Annotated in this window: 16 protein-coding genes; 9 read left to right on the forward strand and 7 right to left on the reverse strand. The window is 65.7% G+C overall.

Going from position 1 to position 23730, the window contains the following annotated elements; all coding sequences use genetic code 11:
• Positions 1 to 1029 precede the first annotated feature (1029 nt).
• The 3 genes from ACFJGV_RS17595 to ACFJGV_RS17605 all read right to left on the reverse strand — a co-directional run bounded on the left by ACFJGV_RS17595 (position 1030) and on the right by ACFJGV_RS17605 (position 6966).
• The gene (locus tag ACFJGV_RS17595; protein ID WP_378145406.1) at positions 1030 to 2820 is read right to left on the reverse strand and encodes a hypothetical protein; all 1791 of its coding nucleotides are present in this window, start codon (positions 2818 to 2820) and stop codon (positions 1030 to 1032) included.
• Between the two features lie 11 nt (positions 2821 to 2831).
• The gene (locus tag ACFJGV_RS17600) at positions 2832 to 5501 is read right to left on the reverse strand and encodes an ATP-binding protein (RefSeq protein WP_378145408.1); all 2670 of its coding nucleotides are present in this window, start codon (positions 5499 to 5501) and stop codon (positions 2832 to 2834) included.
• Positions 5502 to 5628: 127 nt separating this feature from the next.
• Complete coding sequence (locus ACFJGV_RS17605; protein ID WP_378145409.1) at positions 5629 to 6966, reverse strand: hypothetical protein; 1338 nt, start codon at positions 6964 to 6966, stop codon at positions 5629 to 5631.
• Between the two features lie 427 nt (positions 6967 to 7393).
• On the opposite strand from ACFJGV_RS17605, the gene ACFJGV_RS17610 reads away from it, so the two are divergent.
• Positions 7394 to 8029, forward strand: a complete 636-nt coding sequence (locus tag ACFJGV_RS17610) for a hypothetical protein (RefSeq protein WP_378145411.1) — start codon at positions 7394 to 7396, stop codon at positions 8027 to 8029.
• Positions 8030 to 8372: 343 nt separating this feature from the next.
• Here ACFJGV_RS17610 and ACFJGV_RS17615 read toward each other — a convergent pair whose 3' ends face one another.
• The 4 genes from ACFJGV_RS17615 to ACFJGV_RS17630 form a co-directional block, all read right to left on the reverse strand.
• Positions 8373 to 9569 (reverse strand): McrC family protein, encoded by a 1197-nt coding sequence (locus tag ACFJGV_RS17615; RefSeq protein ID WP_378148769.1) that lies wholly within the window; start codon positions 9567 to 9569, stop codon positions 8373 to 8375.
• Positions 9570 to 9571: 2 nt separating this feature from the next.
• Positions 9572 to 11260 carry an McrB family protein gene (locus tag ACFJGV_RS17620; RefSeq protein ID WP_378145412.1) on the reverse strand — a complete coding sequence of 563 codons (1689 nt, stop codon included), beginning with the start codon at positions 11258 to 11260 and terminating at the stop codon, positions 9572 to 9574.
• A gap of 184 nt (positions 11261 to 11444) precedes the next feature.
• On the reverse strand, positions 11445 to 11852 hold the full coding sequence (locus tag ACFJGV_RS17625; protein ID WP_378145414.1) for a VOC family protein: 408 nt from the start codon (positions 11850 to 11852) through the stop codon (positions 11445 to 11447).
• Between the two features lie 92 nt (positions 11853 to 11944).
• Positions 11945 to 12640 carry a helix-turn-helix transcriptional regulator gene (locus ACFJGV_RS17630; RefSeq protein WP_378145416.1) on the reverse strand — a complete coding sequence of 232 codons (696 nt, stop codon included), beginning with the start codon at positions 12638 to 12640 and terminating at the stop codon, positions 11945 to 11947.
• Between the two features lie 121 nt (positions 12641 to 12761).
• Between ACFJGV_RS17630 and ACFJGV_RS17635 the strand changes: the two genes are divergently transcribed.
• From ACFJGV_RS17635 to ACFJGV_RS17670, 8 genes are all read left to right on the forward strand, one after another.
• Positions 12762 to 14351, forward strand: a complete 1590-nt coding sequence (locus ACFJGV_RS17635) for a fibronectin type III domain-containing protein (protein WP_378145417.1) — start codon at positions 12762 to 12764, stop codon at positions 14349 to 14351.
• Positions 14352 to 14596: 245 nt separating this feature from the next.
• Complete coding sequence (locus ACFJGV_RS17640) at positions 14597 to 15619, forward strand: LacI family DNA-binding transcriptional regulator (protein ID WP_378145419.1); 1023 nt, start codon at positions 14597 to 14599, stop codon at positions 15617 to 15619.
• Positions 15620 to 15663: 44 nt separating this feature from the next.
• Complete coding sequence (locus ACFJGV_RS17645) at positions 15664 to 16926, forward strand: extracellular solute-binding protein (RefSeq protein WP_378145421.1); 1263 nt, start codon at positions 15664 to 15666, stop codon at positions 16924 to 16926.
• Positions 16927 to 17056: 130 nt separating this feature from the next.
• On the forward strand, positions 17057 to 18025 hold the full coding sequence (locus tag ACFJGV_RS17650) for a carbohydrate ABC transporter permease (RefSeq protein WP_378145422.1): 969 nt from the start codon (positions 17057 to 17059) through the stop codon (positions 18023 to 18025).
• The gene (locus ACFJGV_RS17655) at positions 18022 to 18840 is read left to right on the forward strand and encodes a carbohydrate ABC transporter permease (protein ID WP_378145423.1); all 819 of its coding nucleotides are present in this window, start codon (positions 18022 to 18024) and stop codon (positions 18838 to 18840) included. Before ACFJGV_RS17650 ends, ACFJGV_RS17655 begins: the two co-directional genes overlap by 4 nt.
• Positions 18841 to 18844: 4 nt before the next feature.
• Entirely contained in the window at positions 18845 to 20779 is a 1935-nt protein-coding gene (locus tag ACFJGV_RS17660) for a glycoside hydrolase family 127 protein (protein ID WP_378145425.1), read from the forward strand.
• Positions 20780 to 20835: 56 nt separating this feature from the next.
• Positions 20836 to 22539, forward strand: a complete 1704-nt coding sequence (locus tag ACFJGV_RS17665) for an amylo-alpha-1,6-glucosidase (protein WP_378145426.1) — start codon at positions 20836 to 20838, stop codon at positions 22537 to 22539.
• The gene (locus ACFJGV_RS17670) at positions 22536 to 23690 is read left to right on the forward strand and encodes a type IV toxin-antitoxin system AbiEi family antitoxin (protein ID WP_378145428.1); all 1155 of its coding nucleotides are present in this window, start codon (positions 22536 to 22538) and stop codon (positions 23688 to 23690) included. Before ACFJGV_RS17665 ends, ACFJGV_RS17670 begins: the two co-directional genes overlap by 4 nt.
• Positions 23691 to 23730 lie beyond the last annotated feature (40 nt).

Raw genomic sequence — 23730 nt, forward strand, 5'->3', positions numbered from 1 at the left:
AACAAGAAAGTGAGTGGGGCAACCAGAACACAAAACAGAAATAGAGGCGTGGGCAGGGTCACCAAGCGGTGGTTCGTCGCTCATAGGGGAGGAGCGGACCGGAGAAAAACGGCGAAGCGGAGATGCTGGACCACTTAAGCGTGATTCGAGTCGCGAATCTCGCCGCGAACCGATGGACGCTCCGAGGATTTGCCTGGGCCGGGTGAGTCGATGTCGAACGTCGGGCCACAACATGTAACACGAAGCACGCCGAGGTTAGCTTTCCGGATCGGAGGCGGCCGAAATTTCCGGGCCGGTTGTGTGGGCGACTCATCAGTGGATCGGGAGATCGACCGGGATGTGGATGACAGCAGCCGAGACGAGAGGAAGGCTTCATAGTTCTCCTTAATTGCGTGGCCCAGATCAACCTTGATGCTGAGGCTTGGTAGACCATTCGCGCGTCTTCCGGGACTTCGCTAACGTAAGCGAGTGTCGGACCGAGCCAACGTCAGCAGGGAGTACCTGGAAGATGGTGCCACGCGCCGAGATCACGGCTCGCCCGTCGCTACCGAGCCAGTCGGAGCACGGATGCTGTGTGTCCTGTCGAACCCACCGCTGACGGACGGTGCGCGGACACTTGCGCGCCTCGAACTGGCTCGAGCCGCGCTCGGCGCTAGTGATCTGTCAGTCTGGAATCTGTTCCCTGAGGCGACCACTAGGACCGGCGATATCAGTCGTATCGGGCAGCAGGAAGCGCCATGGTTGTCCGCACGCGAACACCTCACTGGGGCCCTAACTGTAGCGGATTTGGTGTTACTGGCTCACGGCGTTGGCGAACCCTCCGGGCACGCGCGGAAACACTATCGGGCACAGGTTAGCTGGCTGCAGGAGCAACTTAGTCGCCACCACTTGTCGGTATACCGATTCGGTGATGGGCCCCGGCACCCCTCGAGGTGGCAACGGTGGACGAGCCGAACCTACCCCGGCGTGCCGTTTGCGGAGGCTGTGGAGCGTTCTCTGATGCGCGTCGACCTTGGCTGACGGCGAGCGTCAGCTTCGCCACCCGTCGCCGAACAGGTCGTATTCCAGGGCAGGCCGGTATTGACGTTGACCGGCAGAGGTAAGTACCTTGTGGGCGATTGGCGTAGTTAGCCGGCCGACTCGGCGAAGATTGAACCTGACTTCCTCAGCATCTTGGTCGATGCTTGCCTGCAGTTTCGGTGACACAAGTCCGAGTTCGTTCCGGTTGATCTTCTCCGTGAGCTTCTCCACTTGCTGCTTGCCCATCCTGCCGAAAGAATTGTCGAGCTTCTTCGCCTCGGTCAGAAAATTGCGGCGCCGCTTCTCCAGTGCTCGGCCGCGCTGCGTCCAGGACGATTGCAGTGCCACTGCAGTGAGATTCGAGCTGTTCATGAGGGCGTCCCCCTCGTCGCTGAAGACGACGAGGTCCAGCACATCCTCGGGCACGTGGAGCAGGTCAGCAAGATTTACTTCCCAAGGCGTGCGGTCATCGATGATTGGCGCGGGGATTTCGGGTCGGTCTGCCCTGGTTTCGGAGTCGATCGTGTTCGGCGCGGGACGAAGCCTGGCTAAAGTGAACTGCTTCAGTGAGGTCGATCGCTTTCCGTCCTCCCTCAGGGACAGATCGCACGGCTGCATGAGTAAGACGTAATAGGTTTCTGAAGCGTCGTCCGCCTGCACCTTGAAGACGTCGCCGACCTCGAGGGGGAGATGATTGCCGTTAACGTACGCGGCGTCGTCGTAGTCATGCTCCCATCGTTGAGCGTGCTCGGCGTCGGCGCGGGACGCGTCCAGCGGAATCATGATCGTCGCAGCGCTGCGGAGTACCAACATCGTCTTATGGTCGACATTGCGGCCGAGCGCGGCGACGGTCTCGCGGCGCAGTGCGCGGTTCGCGATTCGCAGTGGCCCGTCGAGCTCGTAGACGCCCTCATAACGTGCGTTCTGCATGGTGGTGATGAAGTCGTATGCGTCTAGTGAGGCCAGCGCTGCTGTAGCCGCGGCAACGCCGTCGCGGATCGAGTCGGCAATCGTTGTCGTGTGATGGATGACTTGCGCCAGAATCAAATATGTTCGCAGGCCGTCGAGGAACTGGACGGGATCTTTCGCGCGGTCCTTCCCCATCAACGGGAACGGTTTCAGAGCGTGTTGCGACCGGAGCCGCTCGACGAGCTGCTGTTCGGTCTCCGAAGACGAGGCCTCATGCGTGAGGATTCCCGCGATCACGGACGCGTCGGTTCTCTGTTGCAGCTCGCGGAGCAGGTCCGCTCCGGCGGTCGAGGAACGGTCTTCATGACGAAGGTCTAGGTCGAAGAAAACCAAGACGGTTCCGTCACCGGCCAGGATCATGTCTCTCTGCTCATCCCAGGCTGTCGCGCTTAGTGTCGAGACTTCGATCTCCGAAGGAAAGAACTCCCTGAAGTTTGAAATGGTCGCGGCGTCCGCATCCTGTTCCTGCGCTGGAGGTCGTTCGTCGGCGGTGGTTGGGACCGGTTCAGCGGCGATCTTGAGGGCCGCGAGCTGATCGCGTTGATCTGGATCGAGGCTATCCCAAGACTCACGTAGCAATTCCGCTGCCTGTTCGGCGGTATCGATGCTGGATCCGGTCCATGGCACGCCTGGCATTGCGGTGAACTCGCCAAGTGGGATCTCGCTCCGCTCCACCGCCAAGGTCAATGCGCCGAGATCGACCACCGCGTTCGGGTAGTAGTCATCCACGGCGACGACATGTGTGATCTCGAGCGCGTCGAACAGTGTGCGAATCTGATCGGCAACAATTGAGTTGTCGGCCCCCGGCGCCGACGTCCCCCCATCGGACATGCTCTTCCTTTCTATTCGTCCGCGCTAAAATCAAGCACGAAAGTGTGCAGTCGTCCGCGTTCGTTCCTGGGGCCGGCGAGCCGGATCGTGGCGCCGTCGGCTGCAAGCAGCTGACGAACCACGAACAGGCCGAGGCCTCGCCCCTGGTTGCGTGGCTTTTTCGTGACGAACGGCTCGAACAGTGAATGTTCGACCGTCGGATCGATGCCGGGGCCCGAGTCTTCGACCTGGATCTCGAAGTCGTCCACTGTAAGGCCCACCGTTGTAGGCAGACCTGATCGCGTGACCCAATAGCCGCTGTTGAGAAGCAGGTTGTCGAGCACCTGTTGGAGTCGGCCGCGATTCGCTTTGACGGTGAAGTCGCGTGCGACAGTGGCTGTGACGGTAATCCCGCGATCCGACCAAAGTTGCTGATAATAGTTGGCCAGATCGGTCACGAACTCGCCGATTCGGACGTCATCTCGTCGGTCGCGGACGTAGCGCAGCGACGGATCGAGGCGCGACACTTGCTTTGCCAATGCGGCTCCAGTGGCACGAGTGTCTTCGGCGAACGACCATATTCGCTGATCGGGGTTCGGTTCTGCTCGAAGGATGCCGAGTGCCTGACTGCTTCGGGTTTTCAACCGCTCGCTGAGGTTCATCAGTTCGTGGGAAAGGGTTTCAGCTACAAGGCCGAGCGCGATTGACTCCCAAACTTCCTCGAGCTGTTCCTGTTGCTCGTCGATCTGACCGACAAGTAGGTCCAGCAGCGCGCGTTGGTGTTCGAACTCTGCGAGCTGCTCTTGAGCTTGCCCGACCGCTGCACTCACTTCGTCATAGATCTCGGAGACTTCTCTGGCCGCAGTCGAAAACGCAGCACGGTCCTCAGCGTCGTGAAACAAATTCTCGGCGGAGGCGTGCTCGCGATCGACGAAGGTTTTGCTGAGGTCTTTGAGTCGTTCCAACCGGCGTTCGCTGGTGTGTAGAGCCGAGGCGGATTGTGAGAGAATTTCAGCTTTATCACGGGCTCGGCGAGCGATTGCCGAGGGTACGGCGTCGACTTCGTCGAGATGGGCTAACTGCTGCTTCTTGAGGGTACGGAAGGCGTTATAGCCGCGTCGAACCTCTTCTTGTACCTCGGCTCCGAACGAAAGCCAAGCGGCCTGCAAACGGAGGAAGTTCCGTTGCACTGGCGTCTCGCGGAAGGCCTCCCTATTGGTGGTCTCGCGAAGCTGCTCGTTGTCCTTGGAACTGATGTTGATGTAGCCGAGCGTGTTGTCTGGTCGCAGCGTGTAATAGGAACCGGCCGAGGTCCACTGCGATGCAAGGTTTAGCCAGTCGGGGGCTAATCGAATGCCGAAACCATCGCGGTACACGCGAACACCACTTAGTGCCTTCACGAAGGCGGAGTAATCGTCACGTCTTGAGAACAGCTCGGTCGGATCCCGGCGGAGGATGACGGCATCGACTCTGCCGGTAAAGGGTCCTGGATCGGCGACGATGAGAGCGGCGCGCTCGGCCTCCGTGGTGTCCTTTGGTAGCTCCGCGTCGCCCCCGGCGAGCTCGGCGAACTCAGCGCGGGTGATGAGTTCCGGTTCCGTCTCCATCACTAGCTTGGTCCCAGAAGCGTGCAACCAACCACGTCGGCCACCCGCAAGGATGTTGAGATCTGCTAATTGGTCTGCGCGATTCGCCCAGAGCCATGCGGTGAACTCGACGCCGCTATCCGCGCCTACGAATCGATCGAAGTCGGCTATGTCCTCCCGGCCCACCGGGGGCCTGAGGTACGCCAATGACACCGCGACGTCAGTCTCAAGGCGCCCACTCGCGTATGCGAGTTCGTAACTCACCGTCGAATGCTCGAGCACTGCGCTGGCCAGCTCGTGGAGATCGATGACCACAGCGCCAATCCGGAAGCCGACCCGAAACCCAGTATCAGCCTGACTTCGGTACGGCGAGATCATTCCGCTGAAGGACTTCTGGAGATCAGTGCGATCTTGGTCAGAGGCCGCTGCCCATCGCGGCAGATCGCGGAGCCCGATGATCTCAATAACAGACCCGTGATCGGACTCGTCCGCGGCGATCGATTCAAGGAGTATTGGAACGTTCTGCAGCGACTCAACATTATTGTAGGCGTCCCAGTCGATGGTGATTCGGTGCGCGGGCACATCCGCGCGAGTTCCTCCTTCGGGCACCCGCGGTGTGGTGGTGAGAATCAGTTTGCGGCCGAGTCGTTGTGCCCCCAGACGTCCGAGGCCCTTATCGCCAAGGGGTGCGCGACCTTCAATCTCACCGCGCTGGATCAGTCGGCGTAACTCACCCTTCTGGCTTGCCGAGACGGTGAGCCAGCCCTTGATGATTTGCTGACGGGTCATACCATCGCCGTCATCAGAGATCCTGATGCGGCCCGCCGGAACTGTCGTCGCTCGGGCCGGTTCTTCCTCTTCATCGCCGAGTGAGGGTTCGCCAGGCTTCGCCCCGTCTTTCTGCGGGATAGCCGACGTTGGTCCAGCCGGATCGGTAAACGAGGGGTCGATGAATACATCGCATCGGGTCGCCCCCGCGTCATAGCTGTTCTTCACTAGCTCAACGACAGCTTGAACGTCGTCGGTGATTAGGTCACGTCCCAGCTTGAAAACCACCGACGGATGGACGCTGAGGAAGACTCGGTCATCCTGGTCGGATGTGCTGGCTTCACTCATCTCAGCCCCTTTCCCCGGTTACTTGAGCCTAACGGCAAGGCAATCAACCGATTGCCTTGCCGTTACTCCTGCAGTAGCTCGATGTTCGAACGTCCGCCCGCCCCAGCTTTCCGCCCGCTATCGACTCTCAGCGCGGAGCCTGGGTGACGATGATGAACTCTTGGGCCATCGTCGTGCCCTCGCTGTTGCGCGGTCCGATCCGTCGCCGACGTGGCAACGCGCGCGTGATCTGCGCCACACCGACATGGTCGGCGGCAGCGAGAATGTCGTTGGTGAGTTCGACGAGCGGGAAGCCCCGTCCGCCCACGCGCCGCTCGCCAAGGGTGAAGAAGCTGTAGCCGCTGGGCGCCAGACGTCCGATGATCGACTGTATCGTGGCGACGTAGTCGCGGCTGAAGGCCAGGACTTTCTTTCGAAGGCTCGCCTGCGGCATTGACTGCGCAAACGCGGCCGTCGCGGGCGAGATCAACGTAAGGTCCCTCATAGCGGAATCGGCACCCACCAGAGATCCTCCCAAACTGCGACTATCGATCGCGCTAGTCGAGCTCATTACCTCGCGCGAAATGCCCCCCGGGATGTCGTGACCGTCGATCCACGCGAGGGGGAGGTAACTGTGCTGTCCATAGGGCACCGTCGTCTTGTTGTCGCCGTAAGGCGGAGAGGTCATTAGCACCTGTGGGCGAAGATCCTCCGACCATGCCGTCTCTGCCGGCCCTGGCAGAAGTAGAACATTGCCGTTAGGTGTTCCCTCTCGCTCTGCCTCCTCCGCGCGCAGCGCTTCGATGTTCGCGGAGACCACTGCGCGGAACGTGCGAACTGCGTCCAGCGAACGGGCTTCTGTCTCTTCGGCAGTGTACGCATGCAATTTGAACGTTGAGATTCGAGAGTTTGAGGTCAGGCGAACTGTCTCAGCCAGGCAGACCCAATAGAAGCGGCGGACCCGCCGTGACTCTAGCTGTCGAATCGCGAGGCGGAGCCGCCTAAGAGCTTCCTGCACTTCCGGCTCGAACCATTTGCTCAAGTTTGGGATCAGCGGAAGGCCGCCTCGAAGGCCGATACCAGACGCCGAGAGCACTACGCCGAACTGTTCCTTGGCGGCAGCGGCCGTTGGCGGCTCTGCCTTCAACGACATCAAAAGTAGCGCCATTGGGTTGATGTCGCTGCCGACGAAATTGTGTCCGCGGCGCAGGGCTTCGGTGAGCACTGTCCCCGAACCACCGAACGGGTCGTATACCAAAGCCGAGGGAGGCAAGACTTGGAAGACGTCGTCGAGAAGCGCCCCCTGCAGCGCTGGCACCATCATCGCCGGATACTGGAACAGTGCATGGGTGCCGTTGCGAGTACTTCCGCTCGCGAAATCCCAGTAAGACGGGTCCGCGGCCGATCGAGCCTGGAGACGGGCAGCAAGAATCTCTGCCTCGGGGGAACCGGGGGCAGGCTGGGAGAGTGCTTCGGGAGATGTCATAAGCGGCTTGCTCGATTCTGACGCAAGAGACGCAGTCGCACCAGGTGCGACCCGCGCCGCCCACTGATCTGGTCGTGTGGCCGCCCGCCGAATCACAGTCTCGGTGACCTACTTTCGTGTCGGTGCGGGTCACCGCCGCGCTGCCGCGTCCCGAGACCCGAGCATGTGATTGTCAAACTCACCGACTTGAGGGCATAAGCGCAGTTTTCCTGGCTATTCATACGTACAGCCTCTTAACCGTGCTGCGGAACTGGGAACTAACTTTGCCTATCGGTCGCCCTGTGATCCTCCAGCACTTCTCACCTACGTAGGTGCAGAATCTGTATTGGTCATCAGCGCGACACCAGCTCGGTCGCCGAGCTAGCCAAACCGGAAAACCGGAAAGCCGGGGACAATCTCATGGTTGTCCGAGCTATAGAGTGTGCGCGTGGATGGTTGGGGCCTGGCTTGGACGATCGTCGGCGCTTTGGCAGGCATTGGAGCCTTCGCCTATGGGGTCCGTTCCTATCAGCGCACCTTCCCGAAGCGCCGCTTAGAATTCGTCGTCGAGGATACCCCGCTAATGAACACACTCGTACCGGTCGAAGTGTCCTTCAAGGGCACGCAGGTGAAGCATCCGTTTCTGGTACAAGTTACGATCGCATCGAATAGTCGTGCCGACATTCCGAGTTCATCGTTCGACTCGCAGCATCCAGTTGCTCTCTCTGTCAGTGATCGAGTCGTGGCTGTAATCGATCAAGACGATACCGGCATACGGGCGGATCTGGATGGTTCGTCGATCGTGATCCCGCCGCAACTCATCCGAACCACCGCGGCCGTGTCGCTGTCTTTGCTCACCGACGGTAGGTACCGAGACGTGCGAGTATCCAATTCGCTGATAGACATTGAGTTCCGAGTGGGCAACAGTTTCAATGCGCCGCGAAGTAGCGCACGTGGAATGATCTCGATCGTCGTCAGCATTCTCGGCATGGCCGTGATCGCAGGAGTCTTAGTCACGGCGTGGCTAACGCCGCTCCTCGCCGGTTCGGGCGTCTTTGTCAACCATTTGCTCTCTGGAGTTTGAGTCAACGCGTGTGTGAGCCGAACTACGGTCTGTCTCTTGGCGTTGTGCGTATGTTGAGGAATCTCAGGACCGTCCCGTGCCCACATTTTGCCCACAATCGGTTTTAGAACAGCGTGATTCGGGGTCATCGACATGATCCAAGAACCGCGGAAATACGCGGGAGTTGCCAGATCGCGCGGGTGCTGCGGACCCGCCTAACGAGTTCGAGTCCCTCCAGGGGCACAGTGGAGCAGAAGCAATTCGCTGGTTAGCCGCCTACGTAGGCCACTGCTGACAAGGTGCCCGCGCGGCCCGCACCCTGGGTTGGGTGGAATCACCACAGTTCGGTTCGAGCGCGTGCCCTTCAGGCCCGCCGGAGGTCCGCCCCTGACTTGGACATGACGATCGCCTCTGCGATGCGGTCGACGCTCGCAAGAATCTCGGCCGGCGATCCGGCCAGTTCCAGAGCATGGCAGTGCACTGTGATCGGAGCTCCTACGATGCTCACCTTTTGAGGCGTCTCCTCGCCAGATGCGTAGATGAGGTGACCGTCGCGAAGTCCATACCGTGTGCAGTAGGTCACCATCTGGTAAATGTCGGCGTTGGGGTAGCCCGCCGATCTCACGGCCTTGTATTTGGCATCAATGACGGCCTCGATCCGTTCGTGGCGCTGCCAGACGATGTCCGGGCGCACTACTGTGTGTCCCAACGTGTCGAGCCTGTCGCTTCGTTGGCTGAGCGCTCGGCCGCCGGAACGTTCGAGTGAGTCTCGAAGTGCGACGGACACGAAGTCCTCGAACACCTGCGCGACGTCGACGAGGAACGCCGACGCCCTGTGCCCGCCGGCGCGGTGCTCTAAAGAGGCGTTAGAGAGAATAAGCCGAGCCAGGGACAGCGCGGGTTGATAATGCTCGCTGCGGTGATCGTCGCGGGTCCGGGGCAGAGGCAGCCCGCGCGGCAAGGCCTCGACCTCGGCGAACAGGCTTCGGAAGTGGAGCAACGTGCGCCGCAAAGCAGCGTCCAGGAGGGGGAGCCGCAGGAGCCGCTCGAGAGCAGCAGCGAGAACCCTGTTCTCGTCGATGTCGACGGTAAACTCATCGAACCGCAGCTCGAGTGGCGACGCGAGCCCCGGTCGTCGTTTGAACTGCTCCACGAAGTCGATTCGCCCGCGCACGACGGTGTCGCTGTCATGTCGCTCCCGGTACCCCTGCAGCAGACCCCTTTCGACGGCGACGCCGAGCTGCCGTAGAAATGCGGTCGCGATCGCGGCCAAGAGATCGGGAGCGGAGTCAAGGAGCGTCTCCTCCGCCAACCACAGCCGGCGGCGCGGGGCATAGCCGAAAAGGAAGAACAGCCTGCTGATCGGGAGTTTCGGACGGATGTCGACGCGATGTCCCTCGATCGTGAGTGAACCGACCTTCCGAACCTGGCTCACTGTCCAACGCCCATCGATCTCGGTAGGGACCACGGATGCTATGTGGCGCGAGTTCAGCGCGGATGCAACAGTACGCGGAAGGTCGACATCCCGGGGCGCGGCCCACTCATCGAGCTGGATGTGCACCGTCAAGCGGAACGGCTGTCGAGTTCAGCCCTGAGCGACTGGAGTCCGTATCGGGCGTCCACGTCGACCCCATCGCCATAGTGGTGCTCGGCGAGCAGAGGAAGTACCTCAAACATCCAGATCTCGTCGAGCCGGGTGGGGCTCAGGTCGCCGTCGCGTGCCATCAGGTAGCTCGGCCCGATGCGAAAGTCCCGGTCATCGATCCGATCGTTGAGGAGGGCGAACAGCTCTCCGACTTCTACCGGGAGACCGTTTGCCTGCAGCCAGCTGGGTAACACCCCGGCGATGGGTGCTTCGCCGGGGTGGAGCTCGATGAAGGCAAATCGTCTGCGCATGGCTGCGTCCATGAGCGCGATCGACCGGTCGCTGGTGTTCATCGTGCCGATGATGTACACGTTCGTCGGGAGGGCGAAGGTTGTCTCCGGCTCGTACAGGAGGCTGACTCCTTCGTCGCGATACTCGAGCAGGAAGTACAACTCGCCGAAGATCTTGGCGAGATTGCCTCGATTGATCTCGTCGATGATCAAGACGTAGTTGAGCTCCGGGTTCTTGGCTGCTTCGTCCGCGATTCGCTTCATCGGGCCCGCCTGCAGCTTGTAGGTGAGCGCGCCATCCTTCGTGGTGGGCCGGAGCCCCTCGAAGAAGTCCTCGTAGGAGTAGCTCGGGTGGAACTGAACGAGCCGGGCACCCCCGTCGCCTCCGGTGATGTGGTCGGCCAGCGCGCGAGCGATGAAGGTCTTTCCGGTGCCGGGTGGTCCGTAGAAGATGATCTGCTTGCGGCGATGGAGGACGGCAAGCGTTCGGTCGAGCCACTCGGTCCCGATGAAGACCCGTTGAGCCAGCTCCTCGGTCGCGCTTGGGAAGTCGGAGACCGGAGTCGGTGCGAAGTCCTCTCTGTCTTCCGTTGTCGGCGCCTCGTCAGGCCGCCACACTCGGAGGTACTCCTCGTCGTAGAAGTCGAATGGCTTGCCGCCCTTCTTCTGTAGCGCGAGCGAGATGCGATTCAGGTCGGCGTCGATGTCTCCGACCGAGCCGCCCGCGTCGCCGATGAAAGCGTCTCGGATGGCGAGCTTGTGGTCGGCGGCCACAATGGACTGGAAGAAGTCCGGCCGAATCAGATAGAGAAGGGCGTTTCGCTGCGTCGGGAAAGACTCGCCCGCGACCTCGTCGTAAACGAAGTCGCGCAGCCGCAGAGGATCTTCAAGAAGATCTTCCTGCCGCTCGGGCAAGAGTTCAGTCCATGCCTTCACCATGTTGACGATGATCGTCATGGCCTCGTACAACTGGCTGCCCATCCGCGTACCGGGGTTGAAGGCGCCAGTCGGCAATGCGGCGAGGATGGTTTCGGGAATGGTGACCGGATGCTCCATCAAGCGGAGGACGGTCTCGATGCGCGCCCGCTTCTTTTTCTCCCCGATGGTGCCGATCCAGATCGGGAGCAGCTGCCAGGTCACAAGTTCGGCCATGAGCAGCTTGGCGTCCTCCGGGGCATCCGCCAGTTGCTGGGACAGCTTCTCGAGGAAGGAACCGCCCACGACGTGCGGGTGCTCGACGAAACGGGTCACTAGCTCGTCGACATTCGCCTGCGTCCACACGGCCCGTCCGGGCGCGAAGACCGAATCGCCCCCGCCTGAGGCCGGCGTCCACGAAGACAGCCGCCGCATCGCGCACGGACTGGTCGCCTCGATCATTTGGAAGGATGACCGAGGCCAGTTGCTGCTGAAGCTCGGCATCGTCCTTGGCTGGCGTCGGCGTCTCGGCGAAACTCATCAACGTCCTTTCACGGGCGGTGTGGGCGGTACCAGGAACCATACCCAAAGCGGTGCCTTGGGCTGCGCCGTCCTGCGTTCTGAAGGGGCCCGCCGCGATGCCCGCTCACGCCTGGAATCGCGCGAACTTCGCGACCGCCTCGGGGGTGGCGGGGGTGAAGAGGTTCACGAGGTTGCCGTCCGGGTCGCGGAGCAGCAGGGAGCGGTTGCCCCACGGCATCACCGTGGGCTCGTTGACCCACGAATCGACGACATCGCGGAGCCGCGCGTAGTCGGCGTCGACGTCGGGGGAGAGGAACTCGATGATCGCAGACCGGTTCTGCGCGGGTTCCGCCGCTCCCGGAGCGAACGCCGGGACGGTGCGCGTGCTGCCGATCGCGAGGGTCGCGGACGGGGTCGCGAGTTCAGCGAAGACGTCTCCGTTGCGCACGGCGGTGGCGCCTGTGACGAGCTCGTAGAAGTCAGTGAGGCGGGCGACGTCGTCGGTGATGATGCGGACGGACACGAGGTTCATGGAGGCTCCCGGGATCAGGCGTCGAGAATGTCCCGACCTGACCAGCCTCGGAGGAACGCGCGACACCGTCCTGTCGGTGTTTACGGAGGATCTCAGAGCGTCAGCGGCTCGAGGGTTCCGTAGACGATGTCGATGTCCTCCGCCGTGAGCGTCCGCGGCGCCGGCGTCTCGGCAGTGACCGTGACGTCACGGATGCGGTCGATCCGGAAGGCGCGGAGGCCGTCGCGCATCCGACACCAGGCGATGAGATACCATGCTCCGCTCGACTCGACGTAGCCGAGGGGCTCGATCTCGCGGCGGGTCAGCGCGCCGGTGCGGTCGCCGTACTCGATCCGGAGCACCCGCGGATGCGCGAGAGCATCCGAGATGAGGCGCGGGACCCGCGCCGCGGTGGCTCCGTCGCGCAGGAAGTGGACCCGCCCCGCGAGCTCGCGGGCCGCCTCCGCGTCATCGCCGCTCATGGCGAAGACGAGCTTGCGCAGCGCGGTCTCCGCCGCGGATCGGAACGGCGACGCACCCATCGACTGCAGCGCGACGGCCATCGCGGTCGCCTCCTGCGGCGTGAAGTTGATCGGCGGCAGCGAGTGCTCGCGCGACACGCAGTATCCGCCGTTCCTCCCGGGCTCGGCCCAGATCGGGGTGCCGGACTGCTGGAGGGCGCTGATGTCGCGCTCCACGGTCCGCACGCTCACCTCGAACCGCTCGGCCAGCCACGTCGCGCTGCGCGGACGCGGCGCGACCGCACGCAGCTCCTCCACGATCGCGTAGAGCCGATCCGTCCTGTTCATGCTTCGACCGTAGGGGACTCCGCGGGAACTCGAGTCCTCGAGCCCTCGTCCCAGAGGGGTTCCGACCCCTATGCTGTCGTCGATCGCGCATTCCCCGGGGATGCGGAGCGAGGGGGCTGTGATGGGCGGACGTCTCAGGGTGGCGGCGGCGCGACGCATCGTCGGTGGAGGTGGCGCGGCGGCTCTCGCAGCCGCTGCGGTGCTGGTGCTCGGGGGAGCGGTGGCCGCTCCGGCGCAGGCCACGCAGATCCAGTCCCAGTCCAACGGCCTGCAGGGGTCGAGCGTCGTGGCAGACCCGCCGTCCGGGCAGCCTGAGATCCCCGTCACCCTCCGTACCGCGGAGAGCGGCAGCTACCTCCCTCAGGTCGAGGTGAGCATCAACGGCAGCGATCCCATCCCGATGATGATCGACACGGGCACGAACTTCATGGTCGTCTTCCCCGGGGCCCTCACCAACCCGACCACCCCCGTGTTCGACACCGGGATCGCGCAGGGGATCGACTACGACGGCACCTCCGCATCCGGCACCATCGCCCGCGGTCAGGTCGAGGTCGGCGGTGTCGCGACCACCCCGGGTGACGTGGCCTTCCTCGACGCGACGTCGTGCACGCCGCACTGCCTCGGCTACCAGGACGACATCGGCGGCGTGATCGGCATCGGCCAGCGGCTGGCCGACAAGAACAACCAGGGCGATCCCGCCAACGATCTCTACTCGCCGTTGGCCCAGCTCGGGGCCGAGCTCGGCGCCGGGTTCACCGTCGACTTCCTGGCCGCGGATCCCGTCATCCGCCTGGGGGCGCCGGCCGACGCCGGCGAGACCGACACCGTGCTCTACCGTGAGCAGAACGGCGACCTCTTCTACCCCAACGGTCAGCCGGTGTACTTCGAGCCCGAGGTCTGCTGGAGCATCGCCTACGGCTCCGATCAGGCCAGCGCCTGCAACGACACCGTCTTCGACACCGGCCAGAGCGGTGGGATCATCCACGGCGACCAGTTCACGCCCCTCGTCGACCCGGTGCACTCGACGCCCGAACCGGGGTCGGGCGAGCTCCTGCTCGGCTGGGTGAAGACGGGCGCCTCGGTGGACTGGTCGAGCTCCGCCGACGCCGAGCCGTACGCCGAGATCGAGGAGCCCGGCGTCCTGCCCTACACGTACGGCCTCTATGCCTCGGATGTGAACACCACGTTCAACGCCGGCAACGGCTTCTACCTCAAGCACACCATCGGCTTCGACAACGACACCGGCGAGGTGGTGATCAGTGCGACCGCGGGCACGCCCACCGGTCCGCGCGACGTCCGCGCCGAGGCGGGGGAGCAGTCCCTCATCGCGCACTGGGCGGCGCCCGAGGATGCGGGTGGCTCCGCCATCACGGGCTACTCGATCCGCGTGACGCCGGTCGGGGGAGGCGCCCCGGTCATCGTGAACGCTGACGCACAGGCCGACCACATGAGGGTCGACGGGCTGTCGGGCGGTCAAGCGTACTGGGTGTCCGTCGCCGCGGTGAACGACTTCGGGGCTGGCCAGCGCGTCCGTGCCGCCGGGCAGATCGTGCCGACCGGCGCGGCGACGTCACCGCCGGCCGGAGCGTCGCCCGCGCTGGCGAACACCGGCGACGGGACGGCGTCGGGCATCGCCGCCGTCGCGTTCGTGCTGGGCGCGGCAGGGGTGGGCCTGCTCCTCCACCGCCGCGATCGGCGCCGCGCGTCCTGAGCCGGCACCGCGCGTCCTGAGTCTCGGTCGTCATCGCTCGAGCCCGGGCGCGGGCGGAGCGCATGACGCCGACTTGCGCGTAACCGCCCTTCCCGAGTGACGCGAAGGGCCTCTTCTCGCCTTTCGGCGGGGATGGTCCTCGCGGGCGGGTTCTCAGACTCGGGTCTTGTGCTCGCGTGCCGCACGCGTTATCGTCGAACCGGTTCGAATCGAACCGGTTCGACGAGTAGGACGATGGAGACCTCATGGTGACGATCGGAGACGTGGCCCGCGTCGCGGGAGTGTCTCGGAGCACGGCGTCGTACGCGCTCTCGGGCAAGCGCTCCATCTCGCCCGAGGTGCGCGAGAAGGTCGAGGAGGCGGTCCGCAGCCTCGGCTACACGCCCAACGCCGGCGCGAAGGCCCTCGCCACCTCGCAGACCAAGGTGATCGGACTCCTGGCCCGCTTCCTCGAGGACGAGTTCGCCCCCGCGATGCTCCAGTACATCCTCGGCGTCACGAACCAGGCTCGCGAGCGAGGCTACGACACCCTCCTCCTCACCGATGAGGATGGGGTCGCCGCGCTCAAGCGCATCTCGAACTCGCGGATGGTCGACGGCTTCATCCTCCTCAACGTGGCCGAGAACGACGACCGGCTCGACATCCTCCGCCAGGCGCCTCAGCCCGGCTCGCTCGTCGGCCTCCCCGGCGACCCCTCCGGCATCGACGCCTTCGACCTCGACTTCGTGGCGGCCGGTCGGCTCATGGTGGAGACGCTGCACGAGCTGGGCCACCGCTCCCTCATCCTCGTCTCGCAGCCCGAGCACGTGCTCGAGCGCGGGGGAGCGTACGTCTGGCGCCTCGCCAACGCCGCCGAGCAGCGCGCCACCGAGCTGGGTGTCGAGCTGCACCACCACTTCGGATCGTCGAGCCAGCCCGAGATCGGTCTCGAGCTCGCGCAGCTGCTCGACGCGCATCCGTCGGCCACCGGCCTGCTGCTCAACAACGAGGCCGCCGCCGCCGCACTGCCGAACGTGCTGCACTCGCGGGGACTCTCCGCGCCGGCCGACATCTCGGTCATCGGCCGCTACTCCGACGACTTCGCCCGCACCTTCTCGCTCCCGTACTCCGCCATCGACAGCGCCGCCGACGACCTCGGTCGGCGCGCGGTCGAGCGCCTGATCTCCCGCATCGACGGCACCGTCGACGCGGACACCACCGTCGTCGATCTGCTCGCGCCCCGGATCGACGATCGCGGCAGCACAGCTGTGCCGCCATCCCGTCACTGACACCACGAGGTCCGGTTCCCCGGACGTGTTCAAGGAGGAACATCATGATCATCAAGACGATTCGAGGGCCGCTCGTCGTCGCAGTCGCGGCGTTGGCCGTCGGCGCTCTCGCCGGCTGCTCGTCCGGCTCCGGCGACACCCCGTCGTCCGACTCCGCCGGCGGCACCTACACCTGGTGGGATCCGTATCCGCAGCATGAGGACGGCTCCGACTGGGCCAACCGCGTCCAGGCCTGCGGCACCGAGGCGGGCGTGACGATCCAGCGCACCGCCTACGACACCACCGCGCTCACGAACCAAGCGCTCCTCGCCGCCCAGGAGGGCACCGCGCCCGACATCATCCTGCTCGACAACCCCGCCGTGTCGACCCTCGCCGACACGGGGATGCTCACCACGACCGACGAGCTCGGCCTCGACACGTCGGACATCGACGCCAACCTCCTCGCCGCGGGCGAGCTCGACGGCAAGGACTACGGCATCCCCATCGGCGCGAACACCCTCGCGCTGTACTACAACGCCGACATCCTCTCCGCCGCCGGCGTCGACCCCGCGTCCATCACCAGCTGGTCCTCGCTCACCGACGCGCTCGCCAAGGTGACCGCCGCCGGCCACAAGGGCATCACGTTCGCCGGCATCAACACCGAGGAGGGGTCGTTCCAGTTCCTCCCGTGGTTCTGGGGCGCCGGCGCCGACCTGACGAAGCTCGACTCGCCCCAGGCGGTCAAGGCCCTCGAGCTCTGGACCGACTGGGTGAAGAAGGGCTACGCACCGCAGTCCGTGATCAGCAACTCGCAGAACACCTCGTGGGAGGAGTTCCTCACGGGCGACTTCGCGTTCTCGGAGAACGGCACCTGGCAGGTCGACAGCGCCGCCGGTCAGCCGTTCAAGACCGGCGTCATCGAGCTCCCGGCCGAGACCTCCGGCGTCGCACCCGCACCGACCGGTGGTGAGTTCATCACCGCGCCCGTGCAGAAGGACACCGCACGCTACGACACCACGAAGAAGATCATCGACTGCATGACGACCCCCGAGGGGTTCGTCCAGACCGCCAACACGTTCGCGTACTACATCCCGCCGACCAGCGACGGTCAGGAGAAGCTGCTGTCCGAGCACCCCGAGCTCGAGACCTGGGTCTCCGCGGTGAAGGCCGCGAAGGGCCGCACGAGCGACAACCTCGGGACGGACTACCCGCTGATCTCCGAGCAGCTGTGGACCGCCGTGCAGAGCGCGCTCTCCGGCGCCTCCTCACCGCAGGATGCGCTGAGCGCGGCCCAGCAGGCTGCCTCCTCCGCGACCAACGGCAAGTGACGTCAGGTGCCGAGGCGGACGGCTCCTCCCGCCCGCCCCGGCACCTGATCCCCCCGGACGACAGCCGAAGCGGCACCCGAGCGATGAAGCACGGAAGCACAGCGATGAAGCAGAGAAGCAAGGAGAGATGATGGCGATCTCCACCGCGCCGGCGGCCCCGCCGACGCGCCCCACCCCGGCTGCGCCCGCCGAGGCGCGACGCCGCCGACCCGGCCGGCTCCAGGGCTCGCGCTGGATCGCCGTCGCGTTCGCCGCGCCGCTGGTGATCTACCTGCTCGCGTTCTACGCGTATCCGCTCATCCGCAGCATCGACCTCAGCGTCCACGACTACACCGTGCGCGCCTTCGTGCAGGGCAACGCCGAGTTCGTCGGATTCGACAACTACGTCACCGTCCTCACCTCGCCGCTGTTCGGACAGGCGCTCGCCAACACCGCCGTGTTCGTCGTGGCGTCGCTCGTCTTCCAGTACGCGATCGGCCTCGCCCTCGCGGTGTTCTTCCGCAACAGCTTCCGACTGAGCGGCGTGCTGCGAGCCCTGTTCCTCGTGCCGTGGCTGCTGCCCCTCATCATCTCGGGGTCGACCTGGGCCTGGATGCTCAACAGCGACAACGGCGTCGTCAACTCGTTCCTCCAGGCGTTCGGCCTCGGCCAGATCAACTGGCTGACCTCCCCCGACACCTCGATGCTCGCCGTCGTCATCGCGAACATCTGGCTCGGCATCCCGTTCAACCTGGTGATCCTCTACTCGGGGCTGCAGAACATCCCCACCGACGTCTACGAAGCCGCGTCGCTCGACGGCGCCGGCGCCTGGCGGCAGTTCTGGAGCGTCACGTTCCCGTTGCTCCGCCCGGTCTCCGCGATCACTCTGCTGCTCGGCCTCGTCTACACGCTGAAGGTCGTCGACATCATCTGGATCATGACCAAGGGCGGCCCCGCCGACTCCACGACCACCCTCGCGATCTGGTCGTATCGGGAGGCATTCGGCACCGGTCAGCCCGACCTCTCGCCGGCCGCTGCGGTCGGCAACATCCTCATCGTCATCGCGCTGATCTTCGGCTTCGTGTATCTGCGCACCCAGCGCCGTCAGGAGATGTCATGACCGCCCGCCGCCCCTGGTGGAAGACCGTCCTCGGCGTCGTCTTCACCGCCCTCATGCTCTTCCCCGTGTACTGGATGCTCAACGTCTCGTTCACGAAGACCCAGGACCTCCGCCTCAGCCCGCCCCACCTCTTCCCGTTCGACGCCACCCTCGACGGTTACACCGAGGTGCTGCGGCAGCAGCTGCCGAACCTCGGCACCAGCCTCCTCATCGGTCTCGGCTGCGTCGTGCTCACGGTGGTGATCGCGGCCCCGGCCGGATACGCGATCGCCCTGCTCAACCTCCGCGGCGGCCGCACGCTCAACTTCGTGCTGCTCGTCGCGCAGATGATCCCCGGCGTCGTCATGGCGATGGGCTTCTACGCCATCTACGTGCGACTCGGTCTGCTCAACAGCATCGGCGGGCTCATCCTGGCCGACTCGACCGTCGCGGTGCCGTTCGGCGTGCTCCTGTTCACCGCGTTCATGAGCGGTCTCCCGCGCGAGCTGCTGCAGGCGGCCCGGATGGACGGGGCCGGCGCCTGGCGGACCTTCGTCTCGGTCGTGCTGCCGCTCAGCCGCAACTCCGCCCTCACGGTCGCGCTGTTCGCGTTCCTCTGGGCGTGGTCGGACTTCGTGTTCGCCTCGACGCTGGCCCGCAACTCGGACCTCAAGCCCGTGACGCTCGGCATCTACGCCTACATCGGCAACAACACCACGCAGTGGAACGCCATCATGGCGACCGCCGTCGTGGCCTCCATCCCCGCGGCGATCCTGCTCATCGTCGCTCAGCGCTACGTCGCCGCCGGTGTCACCGCCGGCGCAGTGAAGGACTGACGCCGTGACCCTCTCCGCCAGCGTCGCCGATCAGCTCCCGGATGCCGTGGTCGCCATCGCGGCACCGGTGCGGCCGACGGGCTCGGCGACCCACGGCGTCGCCGTCACCGACGTGCGGCTCGACCCCGATGGCTTCTGGGGCGGACGCCAGGCCGTCAACAGCGCCGCCACGCTCGAGCACTGCCTGCGGTGGATGGAGCGGCTCGGTTGGCTGGCCAACTTCGACCGCGTCGCGCGCGGCGAGGAGACGCACGAACGCCCGGGATGGCAGTTCTCCGACTCCGAGGTCTACAAGCTGCTCGAGGCGATGGCGTGGGACCTCGCCCGGAGGCCCGACGAGCGACTCGAGGCGACCTTCGTCGCCCTGGTCGAGCGGATCGGCGCCGCGCAGGACGACGACGGCTACCTCAACACGGCCTTCGGGCATCCGGGGCTCCCGCCGCGCTACTCCGACCTGGCGATGGGGCACGAGCTGTACAACGCAGGCCACCTGATCCAGGCCGGTGTGGCCCGGTTCCGCACCGGGCACGACGACCGTCTCGTCGAGATCGCTCGACGTGCGGCCGATCAGATCTGCGAAGAGTTCGGGGAGGGCGGGCTGGACGCGGTCTGCGGCCACCCCGAGATAGAGGTGGCGCTCGTCGAGGGCGGGCGTGCCTTCGGCGAGCGTCGCTACCTCGAACAGGCGCGCCTGTTCGTCGAACGCCGCGGTCGCGGCACCCTGCACGTGCGGCCGCTGCTGTCGGCGGAGTACTTCCAGGACGACGTGCCCGTGCGCGAGGCGACCGTGCTGCGTGGCCACGCCGTGCGTGCGCTCTACCTCACGGCGGGCGCGCTCGATGTCGCCGTGGAGACCGACGACGACGAGCTGTTCGACGCGGTCACCCGCCAGTGGGAGCACACCGTCGCTCGCCGGACCTACCTCACCGGCGGCATGGGGTCGCGGCACCAGGACGAGGGGTTCGGTGACGACTGGGAACTGCCCGCCGACCGCGCCTACTGCGAGACCTGCGCCGGTGTCGGGTCGGTCATGCTCGCCTGGCGGCTCTACCTCGCCACCGGCGAGGTGCGCTACGCCGACCTGATCGAGCGCACCCTCTTCAACGTGATCGCCACCTCGCCGAGCGCCGACGGCACCTCCTTCTTCTACGCCAACCCGCTCCACCAGCGCGAGCCGGGCGCACCGGCCGGCGACGGCGTGAACAACCGCGCCGAGGGCGGCCTCCGTGCTCCGTGGTTCGACGTCTCCTGCTGCCCGACGAACGTCGCGCGGACGCTGGCCTCCTTCGGCTCCTACGTCGCCTCGGTCGACGCCGAGGGTCTCGCATTGCTGCAGTACGCCGCGGGTGAGGTCCGCGCCGGGGGGTTCGTGCTCGACGTCGACACGGCGTATCCCGCGGAGGGGACCATCCGGATCCGGATCGTCGACGCGCCGGTGGGGGAGCGGCGGCTGCGGTTCCGGATCCCCGAGTGGGCTGTGTCGGCGACCTTGCAGGTCGGCGAGGGGGCTCCGGTGCCGGTCGCCCCAGGATGGGCCGACGTGACGCGGACGTTCGTCGCGGGCGACCTCGTGGTGATCGAGCTCCCGACGGCGCCGCGGCTCACCTGGCCCGACCCGCGGATCGACGGGGTGCGCGACACCGTGGCGGTCGAGCGCGGGCCCCTCGTGCTCTGCCTCGAGTCGACCGACCTGCCCGACGGCGTCACCCTCGACGATGTGCGGGTGAAGGCGGGCGCCGCGCCGTCGTCGCACGGAGATGGGGCGCGATTGGCCGGCTCGGTCGACGTGCTCGGGAGCGTCGATGGAGCGCTCCCGTATGGTCCTCGACGCGGCCTCGCCGGTCAGTCGCGCCAGGTCGACCTCGCGCTCGTGCCGTACCACCGGTGGGCCGAACGCGGGCCCGCGACGATGAGGGTCTTCCTCCCCGTGGTGGACTGACTGCGGACGCCGCATCCACCCGCCGTCTTGCCGTACACCGTCTGGAGAGGTCATCCGTGACAGCACCATCCGCCCTGTCGTTCGACATCCGCGAGATCCCGTTCAGCCGTCGCGGCTCGTGGTTGGACGTCTCGCCAGTGGTGGGTCTGCACACCACGCGGGACCACCTGCACCTGGTGTCGCATCAGACCGGGATGCACCCGATCGTCCGCTTCGAGCCTGGTGCCGCTGCACTCGACGTCGAGGCATCACCGGCGCGACTGCGTTGGCGTGCGCCCGACGGTGTGGTCGAGGCGGTCTACGAGGACGACAGCACACTGCGGATGCGCGGACGAGGCCTGGCCATGATCATCGCCGACGCGACCAGTGAGCTCACCCCGTTCACCGGGTCGTTCCTCTTCCTCGACCCGGTCGACGGGGCAGCAGTCCTCACCTCCTACGAGACCGGCCGTCGCTACCGGTTCACGACGTTGGCCGGGGAGACCGTCGTCACGGGAGCGGAGCTGTTGGGCGCGGGCGACCGGTCCATCCTGGCCCGCGGCGACGAGTGGGAGATCGCGATCGAGGAGTACGAGACCGCACGGGCGCCCTACTCGGCCCGTCGGTCGTTCGATGAGCTCGTGGCGGAGGGCGAGGCGGAGTTCGACGCGTACGTCGATCTCGTGGCGCCCTGGCGGAGCGAGCGCACGCCCGCGGCGGCGGCGGCCTGCTACGTGCTCTGGTCGGCGACGGTGTCGCCTGGCGGCTTCCTCGAGCGCGAGTCGATCTTCATGTCGAAGCACTGGATGGACAAGGTGTGGAGCTGGGACCACTGCTTCAACGCCCTCGCGCTCGCGCCCGGACTTCCGCGCGAGGCCGTGGAGCAGTTCCGGGTCGTCTTCGACTTCCAAGACCCTTCGGGGGCGCTGCCCGATTCCGTCACCCACTCCGAGGTGCTGTACAACTTCGTGAAGCCGCCCATCCACGGGTGGGCACTGCGCAAGCTCCGCGCCACGCTCGGTGTGCCTATGACGCCGTCCGAGCTCGCGGAGACCTACGTCGCGCTCGCTGCGTGGACCCGGTTCTGGCTCGATCGCAGGCGGGTGCCCGGGCATCCGCTCGCCCACTACCAGCACGGCAACGACAGCGGATGGGACAACGCGACCACGTTCGACCGCGACCGCGTCATCGAGGCGCCCGACCTCGCAGCCTTCCTCGTCGTGCAGCTCGACGTGCTCGCCGACCTGGCGGAAGAGGTGGGGCGGGGCGGCGACGCGACGGAGTGGCGCGTCGAGTCCGGGTCGATCCGCGACGCCCTGCTGGAGCTCTGGGACGGCGAGGTCTTCGTCGCGAGATCTCCGTCGAGCGGACGCGAGAGCACGACGACGTCACTGCTCAACACCCTGCCGATCGTGGCCTCGCGGAGCCTGCCGGTCGAGGTGAACGAGCTCCTCGCGGCGCGGATCGAACGACACCTGACCGATTTCGGGCCGGCCACCGAGCTCGTCGACAGCGCCCAGTACGAAGCGGACGGGTACTGGCGCGGGCCCGTGTGGGCGCCGTCGACGGTGCTCGTCGAGGACGGCCTCCGGCAGGCGGGAGAGACCGCGCTGGCCGACCGGATCAGCGAGCGCTTCCGCCGCCTCTGCGAGTGCTCGGGCTTCGCCGAGAACTTCGACGCCCTCACCGGCGCGGGCCTCCGCGACCGCGCCTACACCTGGACGGCGAGCTGCTACCTCCTCCTCGCCCGCCAGTCCGAGGAGCGCGCCGCCGGCGTGTGATCACGCTGCCCGCGCCGGACCGCGAGTTTTCTCATGAGCCGGTCAATCGTAGGTATTTGCGAGAAAACCGCCTTTTCTCCGATTATGATCACATCATGGCGGGACGAGAAAACACGGAGTCGCTCTCGACGCTTCTCCGTGCGCTGCCTCCCGAGCTGGGGCCCGAACGTGACGGTGACGTCGTTCGCGTCTGGTGGGATCGCGAGGCGTGGGCACTCAGGCCGTTCTGGTCCGGTGAGGGACTCCCGGCCGACGCGAAGCGGATGACGGACCGGATCGCCCACGAGATCGGTGACTCGCGGACCATCCCGGTCGTGACAGCTCGTCGCGTGAGCCCCGGTGCCCGCGAGATTCTCGATTCCGCTGACCTCTCGTGGGCCGACATGAGCGGACGAGCGCACATCGTCGTGCCGGGGCGCCTCTACATCGCCCGGCTCGAGCCGGCTCGAGCCGAGACCAGACGCACGTTCGCCTGGTCGCCGTCTGCGGACGCGATCGCAGAGACCCTGCTCTCCTGGCGGGCGCACCAGCAGGCGGGTGCCGAGGCGCCGATCGCCAAGGGGGCGACCATCGCCGAGAGCGCGGGCGTGTCACCGGCCCAGGCCGCCCGCGTTCTCCGCCAATTCGACGAGCGGGGTTACACGGTCAAGACGGGGCCCGAACGCGGCAGTGCGGCGACGCGGCGATTCGTCGACCCGGGCCGCATGCTCAGTGATTGGGCGGGGCACTACGCGGTGAGCAGCAACCCCCGGCCCGACATGGAGTTCCATGTTCCGTGGCGAGAGCCGACAGAGTCGATGTCGGTGCTCCACAAGGCACTCGCGGGAATCGAGTGGGCGCTGACCGGTGAAGCGGCAGCGGACCGGATCGCTCCCTATCCCACGAGCGTGTCGGCAGTGGATCTCTACGTTCATCGTGATGATCTGTCGATCGTGAGTGATCTCCTCACCGATGGATCCGACGTGACGAGGGTGGACGCCGGCGGACGCATCCGAATGCGGGCAGCCGCCGATCACGTCTTCCGGTTGGCAGCGGAGAGTGGGGGCGAGCCCGCGGTGTCGCCCGTGCGGGTCTACGTAGACCTTCTCCGCGGTCGAGGCCGATCAGCCGAAGCCGGCGAGCACCTGCGCGAGGTGGCCATTGGATTCTGAACCCAGGAGCCGAGAGGCCTGCGCGGGCCGAGGAGACGCT

It is taken from the genome of Cnuibacter sp. UC19_7, assembly GCF_042699995.1.
Taxonomy (GTDB): Bacteria; Actinomycetota; Actinomycetes; order Actinomycetales; family Microbacteriaceae; genus Cnuibacter.

Excerpts from the sequence above, each read along its gene's own strand:
- ACFJGV_RS17595 (WP_378145406.1), bottom strand. The coding sequence starts at position 2,820 with ATGTCCGATGGGGGGACGTCGGCGCCGGGGGCCGACAACTCAATTGTT.
- ACFJGV_RS17600 (WP_378145408.1), bottom strand. The coding sequence starts at position 5,501 with ATGAGTGAAGCCAGCACATCCGACCAGGATGACCGAGTCTTCCTCAGC.
- ACFJGV_RS17605 (WP_378145409.1), bottom strand. The coding sequence starts at position 6,966 with ATGACATCTCCCGAAGCACTCTCCCAGCCTGCCCCCGGTTCCCCCGAG.
- ACFJGV_RS17620 (WP_378145412.1), bottom strand. The coding sequence starts at position 11,260 with ATGATCGAGGCGACCAGTCCGTGCGCGATGCGGCGGCTGTCTTCGTGG.
- ACFJGV_RS17625 (WP_378145414.1), bottom strand. The coding sequence starts at position 11,852 with ATGAACCTCGTGTCCGTCCGCATCATCACCGACGACGTCGCCCGCCTC.
- ACFJGV_RS17630 (WP_378145416.1), bottom strand. The coding sequence starts at position 12,640 with ATGAACAGGACGGATCGGCTCTACGCGATCGTGGAGGAGCTGCGTGCG.
- ACFJGV_RS17635 (WP_378145417.1), top strand. The coding sequence starts at position 12,762 with ATGGGCGGACGTCTCAGGGTGGCGGCGGCGCGACGCATCGTCGGTGGA.
- ACFJGV_RS17640 (WP_378145419.1), top strand. The coding sequence starts at position 14,597 with ATGGTGACGATCGGAGACGTGGCCCGCGTCGCGGGAGTGTCTCGGAGC.
- ACFJGV_RS17645 (WP_378145421.1), top strand. The coding sequence starts at position 15,664 with ATGATCATCAAGACGATTCGAGGGCCGCTCGTCGTCGCAGTCGCGGCG.
- ACFJGV_RS17650 (WP_378145422.1), top strand. The coding sequence starts at position 17,057 with ATGGCGATCTCCACCGCGCCGGCGGCCCCGCCGACGCGCCCCACCCCG.
- ACFJGV_RS17655 (WP_378145423.1), top strand. The coding sequence starts at position 18,022 with ATGACCGCCCGCCGCCCCTGGTGGAAGACCGTCCTCGGCGTCGTCTTC.